General features: G+C 36.4%; 12 protein-coding genes and 3 pseudogenes. 5 read left to right on the top strand and 10 right to left on the bottom strand.

The window, feature by feature from the left end; all coding sequences use genetic code 11:
• Positions 1–177: 177 nt before the first annotated feature.
• Complete coding sequence (locus tag FFR48_RS16110) at positions 178–1308, bottom strand: metallophosphoesterase family protein (protein WP_137668065.1); 1131 nt, start codon at positions 1306–1308, stop codon at positions 178–180.
• A 181-nt stretch (positions 1309–1489) separates the two neighbouring features.
• Between FFR48_RS16110 and trmB the strand changes: the two genes are divergently transcribed.
• Both trmB and FFR48_RS16100 read left to right on the top strand, forming a co-directional pair.
• Positions 1490–2128: a tRNA (guanosine(46)-N7)-methyltransferase TrmB gene (gene trmB, locus FFR48_RS16105; RefSeq protein ID WP_137668064.1), complete on the top strand. Its 639-nt coding sequence runs from the start codon at positions 1490–1492 to the stop codon at positions 2126–2128.
• A 507-nt stretch (positions 2129–2635) separates the two neighbouring features.
• Positions 2636–2794 (top strand): hypothetical protein, encoded by a 159-nt coding sequence (locus FFR48_RS16100; protein ID WP_162501900.1) that lies wholly within the window; start codon positions 2636–2638, stop codon positions 2792–2794.
• A gap of 91 nt (positions 2795–2885) precedes the next feature.
• Here FFR48_RS16100 and FFR48_RS16095 read toward each other — a convergent pair whose 3' ends face one another.
• The 4 genes and pseudogenes from FFR48_RS16095 to FFR48_RS16080 form a co-directional block, all read right to left on the bottom strand.
• Positions 2886–3623: a peptidylprolyl isomerase gene (locus FFR48_RS16095; protein ID WP_137668063.1), complete on the bottom strand. Its 738-nt coding sequence runs from the start codon at positions 3621–3623 to the stop codon at positions 2886–2888.
• A gap of 113 nt (positions 3624–3736) precedes the next feature.
• Positions 3737–5149: pseudogene (locus FFR48_RS16090) on the bottom strand (beta-barrel domain-containing protein); the annotation flags it as partial.
• A gap of 291 nt (positions 5150–5440) precedes the next feature.
• Positions 5441–8140 carry a peptidase domain-containing ABC transporter gene (locus tag FFR48_RS16085; RefSeq protein ID WP_137668061.1) on the bottom strand — a complete coding sequence of 900 codons (2700 nt, stop codon included), beginning with the start codon at positions 8138–8140 and terminating at the stop codon, positions 5441–5443.
• Positions 8049–8741, bottom strand: coding sequence for a helix-turn-helix domain-containing protein (locus FFR48_RS16080; RefSeq protein ID WP_137668060.1), 693 nt, complete (start codon positions 8739–8741; stop codon positions 8049–8051). Before FFR48_RS16080 ends, FFR48_RS16085 begins: the two co-directional genes overlap by 92 nt.
• Positions 8742–9319: 578 nt before the next feature.
• On the opposite strand from FFR48_RS16080, the pseudogene FFR48_RS16075 reads away from it, so the two are divergent.
• Positions 9320–9478, top strand: a pseudogene (locus FFR48_RS16075) (tRNA (guanosine(46)-N7)-methyltransferase TrmB); the annotation flags it as partial.
• Here the strand turns inward: FFR48_RS16075 and FFR48_RS16070 are convergent.
• From FFR48_RS16070 to FFR48_RS29505, 5 genes and pseudogenes are all read right to left on the bottom strand, one after another.
• Entirely contained in the window at positions 9475–10644 is a 1170-nt protein-coding gene (locus tag FFR48_RS16070) for a hybrid sensor histidine kinase/response regulator (protein WP_137668059.1), read from the bottom strand. The pseudogene FFR48_RS16075 and the gene FFR48_RS16070 overlap by 4 nt on opposite strands.
• Positions 10645–11054: 410 nt before the next feature.
• On the bottom strand, positions 11055–11501 hold the full coding sequence (locus FFR48_RS16065; RefSeq protein WP_137668058.1) for a response regulator: 447 nt from the start codon (positions 11499–11501) through the stop codon (positions 11055–11057).
• Positions 11455–13791, bottom strand: a complete 2337-nt coding sequence (locus tag FFR48_RS16060; RefSeq protein WP_137668057.1) for a sensor histidine kinase — start codon at positions 13789–13791, stop codon at positions 11455–11457. Before FFR48_RS16060 ends, FFR48_RS16065 begins: the two co-directional genes overlap by 47 nt.
• Positions 13792–14435: 644 nt before the next feature.
• Positions 14436–15941 (bottom strand): dolichyl-phosphate-mannose--protein mannosyltransferase, encoded by a 1506-nt coding sequence (locus tag FFR48_RS16055; protein WP_137668056.1) that lies wholly within the window; start codon positions 15939–15941, stop codon positions 14436–14438.
• Positions 15942–16280: 339 nt separating this feature from the next.
• Positions 16281–16472 (bottom strand): annotated as a pseudogene (locus FFR48_RS29505) (PEP/pyruvate-binding domain-containing protein); the annotation flags it as partial.
• A 95-nt stretch (positions 16473–16567) separates the two neighbouring features.
• Between FFR48_RS29505 and FFR48_RS16045 the strand changes: the two are divergent.
• Both FFR48_RS16045 and FFR48_RS16040 read left to right on the top strand, forming a co-directional pair.
• Positions 16568–16972, top strand: a complete 405-nt coding sequence (locus FFR48_RS16045) for a hypothetical protein (protein WP_096568262.1) — start codon at positions 16568–16570, stop codon at positions 16970–16972.
• A 231-nt stretch (positions 16973–17203) separates the two neighbouring features.
• On the top strand, positions 17204–17604 hold a 401-nt coding region (locus FFR48_RS16040), incomplete at its 3' end, for a tellurite resistance TerB family protein (protein WP_162501899.1).

The raw sequence follows: 17604 nt of genomic DNA, 5'->3' as shown, positions 1-17604 counted from the left end.
TGATTCGGTACGAGCAACAGGCGACTAGCGCTGGGTTGCTGGTGATCAGTGATGGGTGTCTGGAGAATGGTGACTGGTGACTGGTGACTGGTGACTGGTGATTGGTGACGTGGGAAGATTTTTAAATATTACCAATTACCAATTACCAATTACCAATTACCAATTCCCAATTCCCAATTACCAATTCCCAATTCCCAATTCCCAATTCCCAAGCAATAGCTTACTGTTATTATCTATGGGGCTGGGATGTCCAGTGTGAGTAACTGCACTATATTTTTGAATGTAACGACGGACTTCTAAAGGAAAGTTGGGATAGTCTATTACTGCATCCCCATCGGCGATAGTTGCCCAAAAATCTCGTAAATCTGGGGCTAGTTGCTGTGCTTGGATTAATGGTAGATTTAAGGGAGGTAAAGTTAGTAATTTGATTAAAAAAGGGAAAGAGCGATCGCCCATCCATTGTTTTGATGATTCTTGCAAGTTAGGAAAATCTGGTACTGATTCCACGCGATGAGAAACTATTTGTAACCATTCTTTACCTAGATGATCTCGTTCAAATTCTAAAACACGGTAAGGATGGGGATAACTAACTAATGAACCAGTGGTAATATCATAGACTCCATCACCACAAGCTACATCTTGAACGTGCAAATGTCCGGTAAAAACTAATCTCACTCCATGTTTACGCAGTAATTTTATAAGTTCTGGAGCATTTTCCAACATATAACGATTTGCCATTGGATGATTTGATTGATTTGGCAAATGTTCGACAACGTTGTGATGCACCATCACCAAAACTAAATCATTGTTAATTTTTGCTAGTTCTGTTTCTAACCACTGAAACTGCTGTTGATCTAAACGCCCTATTTGTTTACCATCCTCATCAAAGGTGTTAGAATTTAAACCTATTAGCCGCACTCCGGGCAATATTTGACAATTGTAGTAAGGTTGGTGTGGGTTTTCATAACCAAACTTGCGGTAATAATGGGGAAAATCTGCAAAACCTATGGATTGCTCGTTTGCTGATAATACGGGAACATCATGATTACCAGGAATAACATACACCGGAAAAGGTAGTTGAGAAAGTCTGTTTGCTAACCACGCATGATTTTCTGGTTCACCGTGTTGGGTTAAGTCTCCGGGAATCAGAAGAAAATCTAAATCAAGTTGTGTTAAATGTTCTAGTACACTTTCAAAGGCGGGAATACTGACTTCCACTAAATGAAATCGGCTGGGATGATCCCAAATTGTATGGGGTAGTGCAATGTGTAAGTCACTAACTATAGCAAAACGAAAGTTGATATCCATTGATTTAAAAAAATGTTAAAGCCGAAAGAGTAAATATACCCTTTTTACAAAAGTATAACTCTTGCCTTGTCTAGTTACGTACTAGCAACCAGACTTAATATTTGTAAACATTTATGTTTAACTTTTATTAGCGAAATTTTAGTGACAGGAGTAGTCAGAAGTAGTCAAAGGAGTATTTATTATGGCTGTGATTCGAGTTCGTCAGCACGTTAACCCCCTAGCGAGAAAATTTCAAACCCCTGTTGATCCCCCAGCATGGGAAAAAATCTATGCACAGTATCAACAACCCTTACATTTAGATATTGGATGTGCGAGGGGTAGGTTTTTACTTCAAATGGCACAGGTAGAAACAAACTGGAATTTTCTAGGTTTGGAAATTAGAGAACCTTTAGTTATAGAAGCAAATAGGATAGTTTCTGAGTTGGGTTTAACAAATTTACATTATTTATTTTGTAATGTGAATAATTCTTTGAGTCCAATTTTATCTACTTTAAAACCAGGAATTTTACAACGGGTATCAATTCAATTTCCTGATCCTTGGTTTAAAACTCGTCATGCTAAACGGAGAGTAGTACAACCAGAGTTAGTTGAAGAATTAGCTAGTTATTTGGCTGTGGGTGGGGTGGTATTTTTGCAATCTGATCAGGAATTTATTGCTGTGGAAATGTGCGATCGCTTCCAAGAACACCCCGCATTTGAGAAAATGGGAACGGAAAAATGGTTAGCAGAAAACCCGCTTCCTGTGCCTACAGAAAGGGAAATAGCCACACAAAATAAAGGTGAACCTGTCTATCGGGCTTTATTTGTCAAACGAAAATAAGAGTGCAAAATTTGTAAATTCAAATTAATTGGCAGGTGGTGGAATTTAAATTTACTCAGGGAAAGATTTTGCCTTTTCCTGGTTTTTTGTAGGTTGTTCAGTTTTTATCAATTGCAAATTCGGGACATTTAGGCTTATAAAAGCTAATATATATTCCAATTTATTTAATAATTTAAGGATCTATTTATATTTAAGTTAATAGGCAAAAGTGACAAAATTCTTACAGTAGTGCAACAATTGTATCCCTTTTTTTGGCTATTTTTAATCCGTAATTGTCTGTTTCTTGATCATATTTTTAACCTAAAAAGGCAAAATCACGGGTATTTGTTCAGAAAATGCTGTTATCATCAAGCTATAGAAGGTGACAAAACTAAAACAATTATGTCACTTTTATTTTGTCTAAGTCTCTAGACAGAGGTTTTTATTTTTAATAGGATGCAGTCGAGAAATGAAAAAGGACAACATTTCCGGTTTTCTAGATTTTTTAAAACCAAGGAGAATACCAATATGGCTAAGATTCAAATTGCTGATTTAGCACAAGTTGAAAACCAGTTTGATGAATTATCTGATTTGGAACTTGAGGTAGTGGGTGGTTGGATTTATTACGGACGATATGGCTATGCTTGGAGGGCTGTTGGTAACTATTGGTGGTTTCGTCATTATTAATAAACTTGTCTAGAGCATAAAACGAACCACACTATACTATTAAATCGTGGGTTACGCTGTCGCTAACCCACCCTACATTTTTGTGATTAAATCACTCCAAATTCACATTAATCTCTGTTTGACTAACCTGTTTTTTTATCCAACTTAATAGTAAATCGCTAACAATTTCCTGTCGCAATTTATCATTCAACTCCGGCTGAATAATCTCCTCAACAAAAATTAAATGTACCCCTTTAGAAGTAATTATCGGTTTAATTATCTGTGGGGGTTTAGCACCAAAGACAGCAGCAGATATTTCTGGCTTTAAATCCCGACGATTTAATACTCCTAAATATCCCCCCTGACGACGTAATTCTACATCTTGAATATATTGGTGAGCTACATCGTAAAAACTCATTTCTCCTTCTTTGACTGCATAAAAAAGTTCTATTGCTAAATCTTCGTCATTAAATACAACTTCATACATGACCACACCAGCATAACTTAGCTGATTTTCAAAAAAGAAAGGTTCGATTTGATCGGAAAATAAATGTTTGCTTAACTTAGCAGTAACTACACCAGTATAGACTATATCTTCAAAATCATCTATAGATAAACTATGTTTTTCTAACCATTTCCAAGTGTCATTAGCACTGGTCAGGTCATTATTTAATCGCAGAAAATCCGCTGCTTTTTGTAATTCTTCATCTTCTACTTTTATCCCTGCTTCTTCCGCAGCATTTATAATCACTTTTCGGCTGATAATTTGCTCAACTAACTCAGGTATTTTACAGGATAATTTAACTTGTTGTAAAATATCTGATTGGGTAATGGTGATGCTTTCTGACATAATTTGCTCCTTAAATACATAAATTATACCCCGTTAAATGGTGGGTTACGCTATAGCTAACCCACCCTACATTTTTGTTATTAAATCACTCCAGGGATAATTCGATAAATTTTCTACAATTTTACTCCCCCTTGTTGCAATTTTTTAAATGGGTCAAGTAGAAAATCAATAATTCGTCGCTGACGGACAATTACCTCAGCGGTTGCTGTATCCCCTGGACGCAAAGGAATACATTTATTAGCAGAGGGAATACAACTTTTTTCGAGAGAAATTTCTAAGTTATAAGCGGCTACTTTGCCATTAGCTGTATCTATTTCTATGGTATTAGGAGAAATTTTAATTAACTCTCCTGAGATAATACCATAATCCTGAAACGGATAAGCATCAAATTTGAGCTTTACTGGCAATCCTAACCGCAAAAAACCACTATCTGTAGTTGCCATTTGCGCTCGAATTATTAAGGGTGAATTATCTTGAGCAATTTCGGCAACCATTGTCCCTACTTGCACAACTGAACCGGGTTTTTGAATTGGTAGTTGAAATAATATACCATTCCCAGAAGCTTTAATTTCTCGCTGTCCTAACTGAAATTTTAAGGAATCAATTTGGCGTTTAGTTTGAGAAATATCTGATTTGAGGGAACTAATATCTGTATCTAAACTTTTCTGCTGTTCGGCAATTTTTAAGACTGCTGACTGACCAGAAAGGGTTAAAGTTTGATAGCTTCTTTGCTGTTCTCCCAGTCGCAATTTAGCCTGTTCAATATCGGCATGAGATTGGCGCAAATTTCGCTCATAACTACTTTGTTGTTCTGCTAAACGTAACTTAGCTTGTTGAATATCTGATTGGCTTTGTGCATACAATTTCTGCTTTTCTTTAGCGATATCTTGCTTTTCTACTAAATTAATTTCTGGAATTACTCCCTGTTGTCTGAGTTGACTATAGCGTTTTACTTCTCGCTGACTACTTAATAAGCTACTCTCTGCTAATTGATTAGTAATTTGACTATTAATTAGGGTTTGTCGCGCTTGATTAAGTTGAGATAATCTTTCTTCTTTCTGAAATTGATAAGCATTTTTTAGGGTATTAATATTCTGTTGTGCTTGCTCAATTTGTGCTTGTTTTTCTAATTGTTGAGATTGATTTTGTTGTTGTTGGTTTGCTAAGGAGACAATTAACTGATTTTTGGAGGATTTTAACTGAGAAAGTCGGTTTAATTGTCCTTCCAATTTATCTTGAATTTGACGTAATTCTGATTTGACTAATTCCGATTCTAATAATAATATAGTTTGTCCTGCTTTGACTGTTTCACCTTCTTGAACTTGAATTTCCGCAACTGTTCCCCCTACAGCCGCATCTAATTTCACTGTTTTATCTTTAGGTTCAATACGTCCCCGTCCTGTACCAGTTTCATCTACTTTAGATAGTAAAGACCAAGGTAAAACTATGGAGACAATTAAGACTAAAAGATATAATAATCCTCGCGTCCAAACCTGTGGTAAACTATCAAGTGATTCTTTAGTAAGCTGATGTGCAGCTAAACTGTATAATTAAAAAACCTGAAGTTACAGTAGCACAAGCATCTTGCTTGTATTAATTATTCAAGTTAAAGGCATAACAGCTTAATTTCCGACCAATCTTCATTGGTAATTTCTGGTAATTCTGGTGATAATATCTGATCAGATTTTGTGATATTCCCATTTAATGTACTTGTCATGATGCACCTTTTTCTTAGTATGAATTTATTGTAGGTTGGGTTGAATAAACCCAACTTAAATAATTGTGGAATGTTGGGTTTCGCTATGGCTCAACCCAAACTAGGTTAGTGTTTGTAATTGCTGTTGATTTAGATAGAAATAATGTCCTTTTTTAGCCATTAATTCTTCATGAGTACCACTTTCAATTAACACACCTCTATCTAGTACCAAAATTAAATCAGCATTTCGCACGGTAGAAAGACGATGGGCAATTATTAAAGTAGTTTTTCCTTTGAGAATTGTGTTAAAATTCTGTTGAATTATCCTTTCTGATTCAGTATCTAGGTGAGAAGTTGCCTCATCTAAAACCAATAATTTGGGATTGCCTAATAATGCTCTAGCAATGGCTATTCTCTGTCTTTGTCCACCAGATAATAAACCTCCACCTTCACCAATTTGGCTTTCATAACCCATTGGTAATTTTTTGATAAATTCATCAGCACCAGCCATTTTTGCTGCTGCAATTACTTCTGATAAAGGTATTCCTGGATGTCCTAAACTGATATTTTCTCGAATTGTCCCACCAAATAAAAATGTGTCTTGGTCAACTACGCCAATTTGTTGTCGAAAAGAACGCAAGGAAAGACTGGTAATATCTTGTCCGTCAATCAAAACTTTACCATCTGTAGAAGGATATAAGCCGACAAGTAATTTAGAAATGGTGGTTTTTCCTGAACCACTGCGTCCCACTAAGGCTACCATTTGTCCGGGTTTGATTTCAAAACTGAGGTTTTCTAATATATTAATATCGCTTTCTGGATGATAGCGAAATGTGACGTTTTCAAAGCGAATATGCCCCTGAATTGGTGGTAAATTCTGCCGTGATTGATTTTGTAAGTCTTCTTCTGGTTCTGTGTCTAAAACATCGTTAATTCTTTCTACTGCAATCACAACTTCCTGCAATTCATTCCATAGGACAATTAACCGTTGGAAGGGATTAATAATATTACCCAGCAGCATATTAAATGCTACTAGTTGTCCCACTGTTAACTGATTATGAATTACTAAATATGCCCCAAACCATAATAAGGCTGTGGTAGCTATCGCTTCAATTGTGTTACTAAAAATTTGTAAACGATTGCCGATAACTTGCCCGGAAAAGTTGGTTTTTATCTCTTTATTTAATAACTCTTCCCAATGCCATCTTACTGTTTGTTCTACTGCTGTGGCTTTGACTGTTCGCACACCAGTTAAAGCTTCTATTAGGTAACTACTTTCTTGGTTAACTGCATTGAATATTTCTCTGGAAATCCTTTGTAAAAAGGGTGTGGCAATTAATGCTAATAAGGCAAAGGGTGGGACAATTATTAAAGCTAATAATGCCATTTTCCAACTGTACCAAAACATCAAGCCTACATAGATAAAGACAGTGAATAAATCTAGGAGAATTGATAATGCTTCACCAGATAAAAAGCGTTGAATTTTGCGGTTTTCCTGCACACGAGAAATAATATCCCCCACATAACGAGTCTCAAAAAAACTCAGGGGTAAACGCAAGGTATGACGAATAAAACCGACAATTAATGCTAAGTCTATCCGATTGGCTGTATGATCTAAAAGATATTGCCTTAAACCGGTCATAGCCACCCGAAAAAGGCTAAAAATCAACAATCCTATTCCTACTGCTGTCAGGGTCAGTTCTGACCGTTGCACCACTACCCGATCTAAAATTAATTGGGTAAATAGGGGGGTAATTAAGCCAAATATCTGGATAAATATGGAAGCGATAAATACTTCCAACATGACTAAAGAATGAGGTTTTATTAACTCGAAAAACTGCCAAAAAGGTGTAGATGTCTCTTCCGTTTCTTTGAGCATTGCTGTCGGTTGTAACAACAATGTATAACTAGTCCAGTCGTTGTTAAATTCCTCATGGGTGAGGGTGCGTTGACCAATAGCGGGGTCCGCCACAATTACATACTTAGATGTAATTTTGTAGACAACTATGTAATGTTTGCCTTCCCAGTGAACAATGGCGGGTAATTTTTCCTTTGCTAACCGCTTTAAGCTAACTTTGACAGGTCTAGTCGCAAAACCTAGACTTTCTGCTGCTGTTAATAACCCTCGTAAGGATGCACCATTGCGGTCTACATTAGTAATATCACGCAAGCGATTTACACTAAAACGTTTCCCCCAATACTGGGACACCATGACTAGACAAGCTACCCCGCAGTCAGAACCACTCTGTTGGGCAAAGAATGGATAGCGTCCCATCACCCTTTGCCATAAATGCCCCACCCGTTGTCTGGGACTGGGAAAATAGGCTTTATTAATTTTTGATTGTGAGGTTGAATAGGGGGTTGAATCTGAATTGTAGTTCTCTGGAGAGCTTGGTTCTATGGGTGTATAATCTGTGTTTCTCAAAAGTGAGTATGCTTTCTGCCATAAATGTTCTCGAATTTGGGGATACTTGGCTATTAATGGCAATAGTAACCTTTCTGGCAAGAAGCATAACTGTAAATTCATTGAAGCTCTGGCTGCATAAGGCTCAAATTCAGATTCGGGAAACAAGGTAAATTCACCAAAGGATTCTCCAGATTCTAGGGTAGTAATTAATTCGTCGTTATCATCTAATAGTCTGACTTTGCCCGTAATGATAATGTAAATGCCCGGTTCAACATTCTTTCCTGTCCAGAATTTGCCGACTTTAGGGTTGATAGGTTGAAGTTCAGGAAGATAGTGATAAAATTCTTCTGCGGTTAGTGAATACCCCAATGTATTGTTGATTTGTTGCAGAGATACTGAGATATTGTGAGCCATAAATGTCTGAATCTTTTACTGCTTTGTGAAAATTAATAAGTATAATTTCGGAGGAATCGGCGGTATTTACTTTTTTAAGGTCAGTAATGGCTATTTTGGGTTCTGCGGCTGATTTTGAGCTATTTTGTCCATCATGACTGGATTTCTGTCGAGTGGATAAGCCCATTTGTTTGAGAAGTCGCTTAAAGGTGCGCTCTTTCACTTCAAAGCCAAATTCTTCGTATAGACGTTTCTGCAACCAATTTAATGTCCAGTGTTGAGAAACATAACCATAATCACGAGGATTACTGTAAAATAATTCTTTTAATCGTTGCAAGTATTCATTACTAACTAATTTGGGGCGACCAATCGGATAATCTTGCCATTGATGCGCCATTCCCTGACGAGCTATGTGTATCCAACGTCTAGCGGTGGCGGGACAACACCCCAAAATTTGACAAATTTCTGTTTGAGTTCTCCCTTGATCTGCCAACAACATGATTTCAATCCGTTGTCGGTAGGACTCAGAGCAATCTTCTTGTATTTTTTTTTGCAGCAGTTGGCGCTGGAACGGTGTTAAAAAATTACCCCTATCAGCTTGTTTAAATTTAATGTCATACATAATGCACCCATGTAAAAATGATTGATAGTGCTAGGAGCTAAACATCAGTATTTATTCTAATCTTGACCCCATACAGGTTTGTCATAAGTGTTCAATCCTGCAATAAAACTTTACAATCTTTGCGCTTTACCCAGGTAAAATCCATTATCTATTAGACTTCTCCAAAAGAGAAATTATGGAACTTATTTATGGGGGCTGGTCGAAGCATTTGGGATATCTAGATGTCTGATTTTTCCGTCAAATTATCGCCCAAATGCTTCGCCCCTACAACATATTACAAATTAATACATTCTATTTTGGAGAGGTCTATTGAGAATAGAGTTATTAATTGCTCAAATTTGGTATCACCATCAAAATCTTAACATTCAACACTTCTGCAAGTTTGTATATCATTTTAGACGTAAGGAAACTGATACCTGATGTAGATGTAGCCATTACTAAATAGTGGCAGACTAGCTGTGCAACAAAATACAGGTATGCGTATAGTTTAAACTATTGTTGACTGAGTATAAAAAACGGCAACCTATTTTTATCTACTGAATACTGCTCTTGCTGAACTCTGGGAAAAGAGATTTTGAGTGGAAATGTGCGATCGCTTCCAAGAACACCCAGCATTTGAGAAAATGGGAACGGAAAAATGGTTAGCAGAAAACCCGCTTCCTGTGGCTACAGAAAGGGAAATTGCTACACAAAATAAAGGTGAACCTGTGTATCGGGCAATGTTTGTAAAGCATTAAATTTCAATTTTAATTACAGGTAAAGTAACTGTGAAAGTTGTTCCCACATCAATTTGACTTTCAAATGCAATCTCACCACCATGCGCTTCCACACATTTTTTCACAATTGCTAAACCCATACCTGTACCGGAAATACCGCTGACATTTTCACCACGATGAAAGGGAATAAATAGTTGATTTTGATCTTTTGTAGAAATACCAATTCCCCAATCTTGAATTTTGAAGGTTGCTGTTTTTTCTTGTCTGGTTAATTCAAATTTGACTTTGCTATCAGGGTAGGAATATTTAATAGCATTACTGAGGATATTTCCTAAAATATGCCTTAATAAATTTTCATCCCAAAGAGTTGAGCTAAAGTCACCAGAACTGGTAAATTCTATAGTTACTCGTTTCTCTAAAGCAGTTAAATGAGTATCTTCTAATATTTGATGACAAAAAGCTTCTAAATTTAAAGGATAAAGTTGACATTGTAATTTGCCAGAATCAGCTTTACCAATAAAGGAAACTTCATCCAATAATTGTGCCATGTTTTTAATTGCGGAGCGAATCATTTTTAAATGATTTAATTTCTTTTCTTGGGTTAATTTTTCATCGTTGTTTTGTAGCAATCCCGCAGCTAAAAGTATCGTATTTAAAGGATTACGAATGTCATGGGAAAGCATAGAAACAAATTCAGTTTTAAACTGATATAGTTCCTGGGCTTTTTCCAGTTCAGCAGTTCTTTCTTCAACTGTGATTTCTAATGTTTGATTGACTGTGCGTAATTGTTCTAAAACTTGTTTTCTGGCGATCGCATACTGAACTGAACGCACTAAAACATCTGGCTTTACTTGTCTTTTGACTAAATAATCTTGCGCTCCCTGTCTCACAGCTTCTATTGCTAATTCTTCATCATTGATATTAGTAAGAACAACAATAGGTGTGCTGGGTGCTTGACTTATTAGTAAGGGGAGGGATGATAATCCTTGACTATCAGGTAAGGTTAAATCTAACAAAATTACGTCATAGTTTTGTTGGCTTAATTCATGAAATGCATCTCGTAATCTTTGAACATGAACTAAACTAAACTCTTTTGATGGGGATTGCTTCAAAAACTCTTGTAACAACCTAGCTTCCGCCAAGTTGTCTTCAATTAACAAGATTTTTACCAAGCAAGTTGCAGTCATTATTTTCCAGGAGTCAGGAGTTCAGGAGTCAGGAGTCAGGAGTCGTAAGGGCGAAGCATTCGGGCGATAAATTATCAATTTTTATCACAGGTTATTTTCCTGTAAGGGCGAAGCATTCGGGCGATAAATTATCAATTTTTATTACAGGTTATTTTCCTGTAAGGGCGAAGCATTCGGGCGATAAATTATCAATTTTTATCACAGGTTATTTTCCTGTAAGGGCGAAGCATTCGGGCGATAAATTATCAATTTTTATCACAGGTTATTTTCCGAATGCTTCGCCCCTACTTCGCCCCTACTTCGCCCGTACAGGAGGTAGGAGGCAGAAGTTTTTGAATTACAAATTATGAATTATCAATTTATTTTTACCCAGTCACCAGTCACCAATCACCAATCACCAATCACCAATATTATTCTGTGGGTAAAGTGGCGGTAGCAAACCAAAATTCCTCAATACCTTTGACAATTTGAAATAATTGGGCGAGGTTGCGAGATTTGGTGATGTAACAGTTTACGTGCAAGTCGTAGCTGTGGTAAATGTCATCTTCGTTTTTGGAAGTTGTTAACACTACCACAGGAATGCGTTTTAATTTGGGGTCAGATTTAATTTCTGCTAATACTTCTCGTCCATCTTTTCTGGGTAAATTTAAATCAAGAAGAATCAGATCGGGGCGTATGGCATCGGCATATTCACCTTCTTGACGCAGATAGGCCATTGCGTCTATTCCATCCCTAACTGTTACTACTTCATGGGGTAGTGAACTGGTTTTTAATGCTTCTTGGATGAGGCGAATGTCGGCTTTGTTATCCTCAACTAAAAAGATTATTTTGTGTATTTCTTCCGTTTCTACGCTCACGATCACGTCCTCCTGCTGGAATGGTAAAGTAGAAGGTTGCACCTTGTCCGAGTTGTGACTCTACCCAAATTCGTCCCCGATGACATTCAATGATTTTTTTACAAATTGCTAAACCCATACCAGTACCGGGGTATTCATCCCTGGTGTGGAGACGTTGAAAGATGACAAAAATGCGATCGCTAAATTGCGGATCTATGCCTATTCCATTATCGCGTACTGAGAATAACCATTCATCTTCTAATCTTTCTGCACCTATATGAATTTCCGGTGGTTCGTGACTGCGGAATTTAATCGCGTTACCGATCAAGTTTAAAAACAATTGCATTATTTGTGTACTATCAGCCATGACAGTGGGTAACGGATCATGGGTAATGGTTGCGCCGGTTTCGGAAATGCGTTTGCGGAGGTTACTTAATGCTTTTTCTAAGGCTGTTTCTACTTCTGTAACTTGAAATGCGATCGCTTGAGTATCAACTTTAGAATATGCTAATATATCATCAATCAAGGTTTGCATTAAGCTGACTCCCTCGACTGCAAAATTGATAAATTCTTTTGCATCTTCATCCAGAGCAGCTTCATAGCGCATTTCTAATAATTGCACATAATTGGCTACTTGATTCAATGGTTCTTGTAAATCATGGGAAGCAACATAGGCAAATTTTTTCAATTCCGCATTTGATCTTTCTAAATCATGCGCTAGTTGTGCTAATTCATCAGCTTGACGTAATACAATATTTACTATTGCTTTCCGCAATTCTAAAGCTGCTTTGATTTCTACATATTGCCAAAGTAAAGATGTTAATCTAACTGTTTCTTTCCACAGTTCAAATGATTTCCGAGGACATAAACGTAAATTCCCCTGAGTTTGATTAACTTCATAAGCTTTATTAGGATCTCCACCCCAATTAACAGTTTGAATCACCTCCGGTCTAAACCATAATACATAATTCCTTTGAGAAATAGGAATAGCTAATAAACCACTAGCGACATTTTTAAAACTAATCGCATCTGGGTAAATATTAGCCAAAGAATCCGTATAAAAGACTTCATCTTCTATATTATTCTTTAACCATTCTACTAAAAAATTCAGTTCTTCTTCTCTGGGAGTTTCACCAATCAGGGTGTAATTTCCCCCAAAACAAACTGCTGCTCCTGTGGCACTGGTTAAGTCTAAAAGATTCGGCTGGTTTTTCACCAAGCCATCAATAAAGTTATCTTCTTGGGACATATATTCAACTAAAAGTGATTGAATATAGGTCAAATTCATGCGATAATCATAATCTTCTGTTTCTTCTCTAGCGGAAATTTCAGAAAATATCACTCTCCCTAAAAATTCGCAAGCTTTCCGCAATTCATAGGAAACATATTTGGGTGTTTTATGATGACAAGCAATCAATCCCCAAAGTTTTTGATCTTTAATCAAAGAGATTGTCAAAGAAGCACCAACCCCCATATTATGTAAATATTCTATATGACAAGGTGCGGGACTTCTGAGAATAGAGTTAGTTAAATCAACTGGACGATTTGTAACAGGATTATCAACAGGAAAAATTATCACCGGTTCTATATTAGTATCGGGAATTAACCTGATAGAATTATCAATAAATAATTTTCTCGCTGGTTTGGGAATGTCTGATTCTGGATAATGTAAACCCAGGTAAGATTCTAACTCGTCTATTTTTTCTTCCGCAATAACTGAACCATGTCCATCATCATCGAATTTATATAGCATGACTCTATCAAATCCGGTGACTTTTCGCACTTCTTGAACAATGATTTGACAAAATTCTCTGAGGTTTTTTGTGTTTTCTAACCGATTTATGGATGCTCTAGCTAAATGATAAAAGCTTAAAAAGGGAATATTTTCTTGAGAAATTGCTGGTTCTAATTCTAGAATTAAAAAACCTTCAGAATTACGGTGAAATACAGCATCAAACACTGTGTATTCATCACCTTTTTTCTTAATCCAAAGTTTGGTAGGATTGATAAAATTTAGATTCTGATCTAATAACCCAGATTTAATTCTCTCAAACTGGAACGGATCGATTAAATCTTCTAATTTTTTCTGCACCATATTTTCGGGAGAAATGCCGAAAACATTTAAGGTATTATTACTAACTTGTAATACATTTAATTCTGGTTCTTCTAATATTAACAGAATACCATAGGGCTGAATTTGGCTAGAAAGATGAATTGGTGCTTCTTTCAAGCTCTTGATCTTAATATCTGAAACATTTTGTACTTGTAAGCTTTGTACTTGTAAGCTTTGTACTTGTAAGCTGATATCCATCACGATTCCCCTCTATTATCTAGGTGCATCAAGAGCAGAGTTAGCGATAGATGTTTTCACTTGTCAGGTTTATTAACCTACCCAGATGTAACTCTCTTAGCACTTTTCAATTTTCTGTTCAACTAACTTGCAGATGATTATGTAGCTAAGAAACTGAATGAGATGTTAAATTCTAATTTGCTGTTTTCAGACTTTGTGATTACTGCGTTAATTTTTTTTCTGCCTCTTATCATTTCTTGACTTTTTTGTCATTGGGTTTTTGTCATTGGGTAGATTTACCCTAATCTTTAACTGATTAAAGTTTAACAGGTAGTTATCCTAACTACAGATAATAAATGTGAAATGAAAGTGATTAAGTAACCACTTTTTATATAGATATATTAAGAAAATATCATAAGAAAATATCAAAGGTTTGATTCTGATTCCATTGAAAATCTTTCCAGATCCGCGACTTCTAAACATTGATCATATTTGATTGAAAGTATCAAAATAAGAAGTTGGGGATCGTGTGCTATGGAAAATCTTTTTAGATCCCCGTTTAATTTTTATTAGGACTTACGCAAGATGTCACTGAAAACCTTATTCTTGCGTAGGGGTAATTCATGAATTACCCCTACTTTCGTTCCCTTTTGCGTAAGTCCTGTTTATATCCAACTTCTAAACCACATCCGTAGGTGATAATCTTCCACAGAAAGAGGTAAACCTAAATAAATAGGTAGCCAAAAAACAAAAGCAACTATAATAGTGAAGGTGATTGTTAGACCAAGTATACGCATTCCTCTATAATAACTGCGAAGACATTGATCAACAAACCAAGCAAGTGCAATAAATGTAAATATCACTGCACTCATATAATGGTAGATAAACACACAGCGATTTACCTTTACCCAAGGTAATAAATTAGCAGCGTAATTGATAACAATATATAAAGCAATCCAAGTATCAACGCCTAGATTTTTAGGAATAAATAATCGTTTTTGCTGTATTCCCGGTAGTAAGATTTTTACAAATAACATTCCTACTAAAAATATAATTGTCGCTAAACCAAACCACCATAAAAAAGGATTACCCATTGCATGAACATCATAAACCACTTTCCCCGCACCAGGAGGTAAGGGTGGTCCAAATACAGGAATGGGATCTTGAAAACTTTGAGTGATTTGATAATAATAAGCCATTGGGCGAGTCATTAATGGCCATTTGTACCATGCAGCACAGTAGGGATGTACACTAGAATCATTACCACCTAACTGAAGATGAAACTGTAAAATTTGTTTATGAACTTCTATAAATCCATAACTTGTGTCTAGCTGGAGATGAGGAATCCAAATTAAACTGTACATTAATATAGGGATAATTCCGAGAAAAAATCCCATTTGTAAAATATTGATTTGCGTAATTTTTTGCAGTGGTATTTGTGGGGTATTTTCTTGATTTTTAATTTGATTATGATTGGCTGAAAAGGAGTTGCGTAAATAAGAAAATAAAGGTGATCGTGGTGAAGGTGCTAAAGATTGCAACCAACGAATTATCCAAGCTGCTATCCACATTCCATAAGCACCAGCAAGAAACCATAAACCGTTCCATTTTGTCCCAATGGAAGCACCAAAACTAATTCCAGCTATGAATAAAGCAAACCAACGTTGTTTATTTTGTTTCTCCAAAGCTAATAATAAAAACCAGTGTCCGATTAATCCAAAAATCACTATATAGATATTACTTAAAGCATAGCGAGATTCTACCAAAAATAAACCATCCAAAGCTGTAAATAAACCTGCTAATAAAGCGAAACCACGACGATAACTTAATTGATAAGTGAGGAAAATAACTATTAAGGGAATTAATGAACCTGTAAAAGCATTTGCCCACCGATAACTCCAAGGAGATAATAAAGAACCTGTTGCACCGTTGACAGGATTTTGCCAAAAGGGAATATGATTACCAATCCAAATTCCTAAACCAATGATATATTGACTCAGGGGAGGATGGGCATTAAAAAAGGGAGTGTTGGTAAGATAATTATTACCAAATTGGGCAAAATAAACCTCATCAAATACGAGGGTATTAAATCTTCCTAATCCCCAAAATCGTAAGATCAATGATAGGATAAATATTGCTGTTGTACAGATTCTAAACCATTTTTTAGTCATTGGTGATTGGTGATTGGTGACTGGGCAATACTGTTAAATGTTAACTATCATCTATGTCCTAAATTTTATCGAAATAATCGGGTCTAAAACCGGACTTGATGCCGCTACGCTAACGCATTTTAAGGCGAAAATTTGTTGGTGTAAATACCAACCCATCCACAAGACAGGGGAAGCGATCGCTCAATTGAACTTTTGATTGAACTTTTGATTGAACTGTTGCAATAAATTCAGTCTCCATCCACCCTGGGCATTAGTACCATCATAGATGACACAAACACCTTGAGTTTCACACTTTGCCACTGCTAACATAGTCTGTAAAACCGAATCAGGATTCAAACTAATAGTATCAATTCCGACAATATTGAGATCACCTTCTTGCTGTCCTGCAAAACTCGCATCAGGTAAGTCTTCCGCAGTGGAGCTAGAACAGACTGCAACATCTGTAGCTGCGTTGTATTCTTGACAAAGAATTTGGTATGCAGTGGCGATCGCATCTCGCAGATCCTTGGGAAAAGGGAATATCACCAATACCATGAGGTTATCGGGGTGATTATAATACTCTAGTCAAGAAAAATGAACAATTATTAGAGATAATAACTGTACATAAAACAGCGGATAGATGCACCATGTCACAATTAGAAAAATTCTTGAAAATGGCAGAAGATGAACTAACCGAGTACAGCACTGATGCCAGGAAGATAGAAAAACTACGCAGGAAGATAAGTTTATCCTTATCACTAGTACAACAACGGCAAATGAAATCGGAATTATTAGCTACAATGCAATCTAGTAAAATTGCAGAAATAGTAGAGGAACAAAGACAAGCCGCAGCCTTACCATTTTGGGGTATTGCTGGCTTGGGTTTATTATTAGGAATTTCTCTGAATCAACCTATCGGTTTATTAGCAGCCATAGTGGGGACTGTAGCAGCTTTTAGAATCCAAAAATGGGGTTGGCAGTTACAAGCAAAACGTCTATTGTTACGCACCTTGGAAGATATAGAGGAACGTATTACTCAACCGAGTAAATAAGGTTACATAGGTTTGTGTATGAATGAAACTCAAAAATCAGAGTCAGAAACCTGATCTATACGGAAAAAACAGTAATCAGGAAAAGTGGCGACTGGTTTTTGGTATCCTTTACTGATTACATAGATTACCAAAACACTAGATAAAATCTAGACAAGGCTTATGTCCTTGCTAAACTAACAATTGTTACTTTGAGACAACGGTTATTACTAAAAGAGTATTGATGGAGCTATTATGACCAAGTATGATAAAATATTTCATTCAAAAAAAATCTCACAAGAATCATTGAGTCCAGAAGAAGCGGTAGCAGCTATAGGTGTAATTACCGGAATAGTTGATTCTTCCATTGAAGACTTAGATGCAGAAAGTTTAGCAGGTATTCTCTGGGAATTTGAGGTTTTTAATGAATACTCAGCCGAGGAAATGCTAGAAATAGTTGATAGACTGGTAGCGATTGCCCAAGATGAAGGACTAGGGGCATTATTTAACACCGCCAACGCCAGCCTCGTAGATGAAATAGTATTAGATGCCTTTGCTGCTGGGGTGGTAATGCTTTTAGACGACGAAACCCTAACTATTCCCACACCAAAACAGCCGTACATCAAACAACTACAACAAGCCTTAGAACTAGAAGA

Origin of the sequence: Sphaerospermopsis reniformis, from assembly GCF_005402885.1 — a bacterium.
Classification (GTDB): Bacteria; Cyanobacteriota; Cyanobacteriia; order Cyanobacteriales; family Nostocaceae; genus Sphaerospermopsis; species Sphaerospermopsis kisseleviana.
Note: the sequence above shows the minus strand (reverse complement) of the source record. Positions and strands in the feature narration are given on the sequence as shown.

Excerpts from the sequence above, each read along its gene's own strand:
- FFR48_RS16110 (WP_137668065.1), bottom strand. The coding sequence starts at position 1,308 with ATGGATATCAACTTTCGTTTTGCTATAGTTAGTGACTTACACATTGCA.
- FFR48_RS16070 (WP_137668059.1), bottom strand. The coding sequence starts at position 10,644 with ATGACTGCAACTTGCTTGGTAAAAATCTTGTTAATTGAAGACAACTTG.
- FFR48_RS16060 (WP_137668057.1), bottom strand. The coding sequence starts at position 13,791 with ATGGATATCAGCTTACAAGTACAAAGCTTACAAGTACAAAGCTTACAA.
- FFR48_RS16100 (WP_162501900.1), top strand. The coding sequence starts at position 2,636 with ATGGCTAAGATTCAAATTGCTGATTTAGCACAAGTTGAAAACCAGTTT.
- trmB (WP_137668064.1), top strand. The coding sequence starts at position 1,490 with ATGGCTGTGATTCGAGTTCGTCAGCACGTTAACCCCCTAGCGAGAAAA.
- FFR48_RS16095 (WP_137668063.1), bottom strand. The coding sequence starts at position 3,623 with ATGTCAGAAAGCATCACCATTACCCAATCAGATATTTTACAACAAGTT.
- FFR48_RS16080 (WP_137668060.1), bottom strand. The coding sequence starts at position 8,741 with ATGTATGACATTAAATTTAAACAAGCTGATAGGGGTAATTTTTTAACA.
- FFR48_RS16055 (WP_137668056.1), bottom strand. The coding sequence starts at position 15,941 with ATGACTAAAAAATGGTTTAGAATCTGTACAACAGCAATATTTATCCTA.
- FFR48_RS16045 (WP_096568262.1), top strand. The coding sequence starts at position 16,568 with ATGTCACAATTAGAAAAATTCTTGAAAATGGCAGAAGATGAACTAACC.
- FFR48_RS16085 (WP_137668061.1), bottom strand. The coding sequence starts at position 8,140 with ATGGCTCACAATATCTCAGTATCTCTGCAACAAATCAACAATACATTG.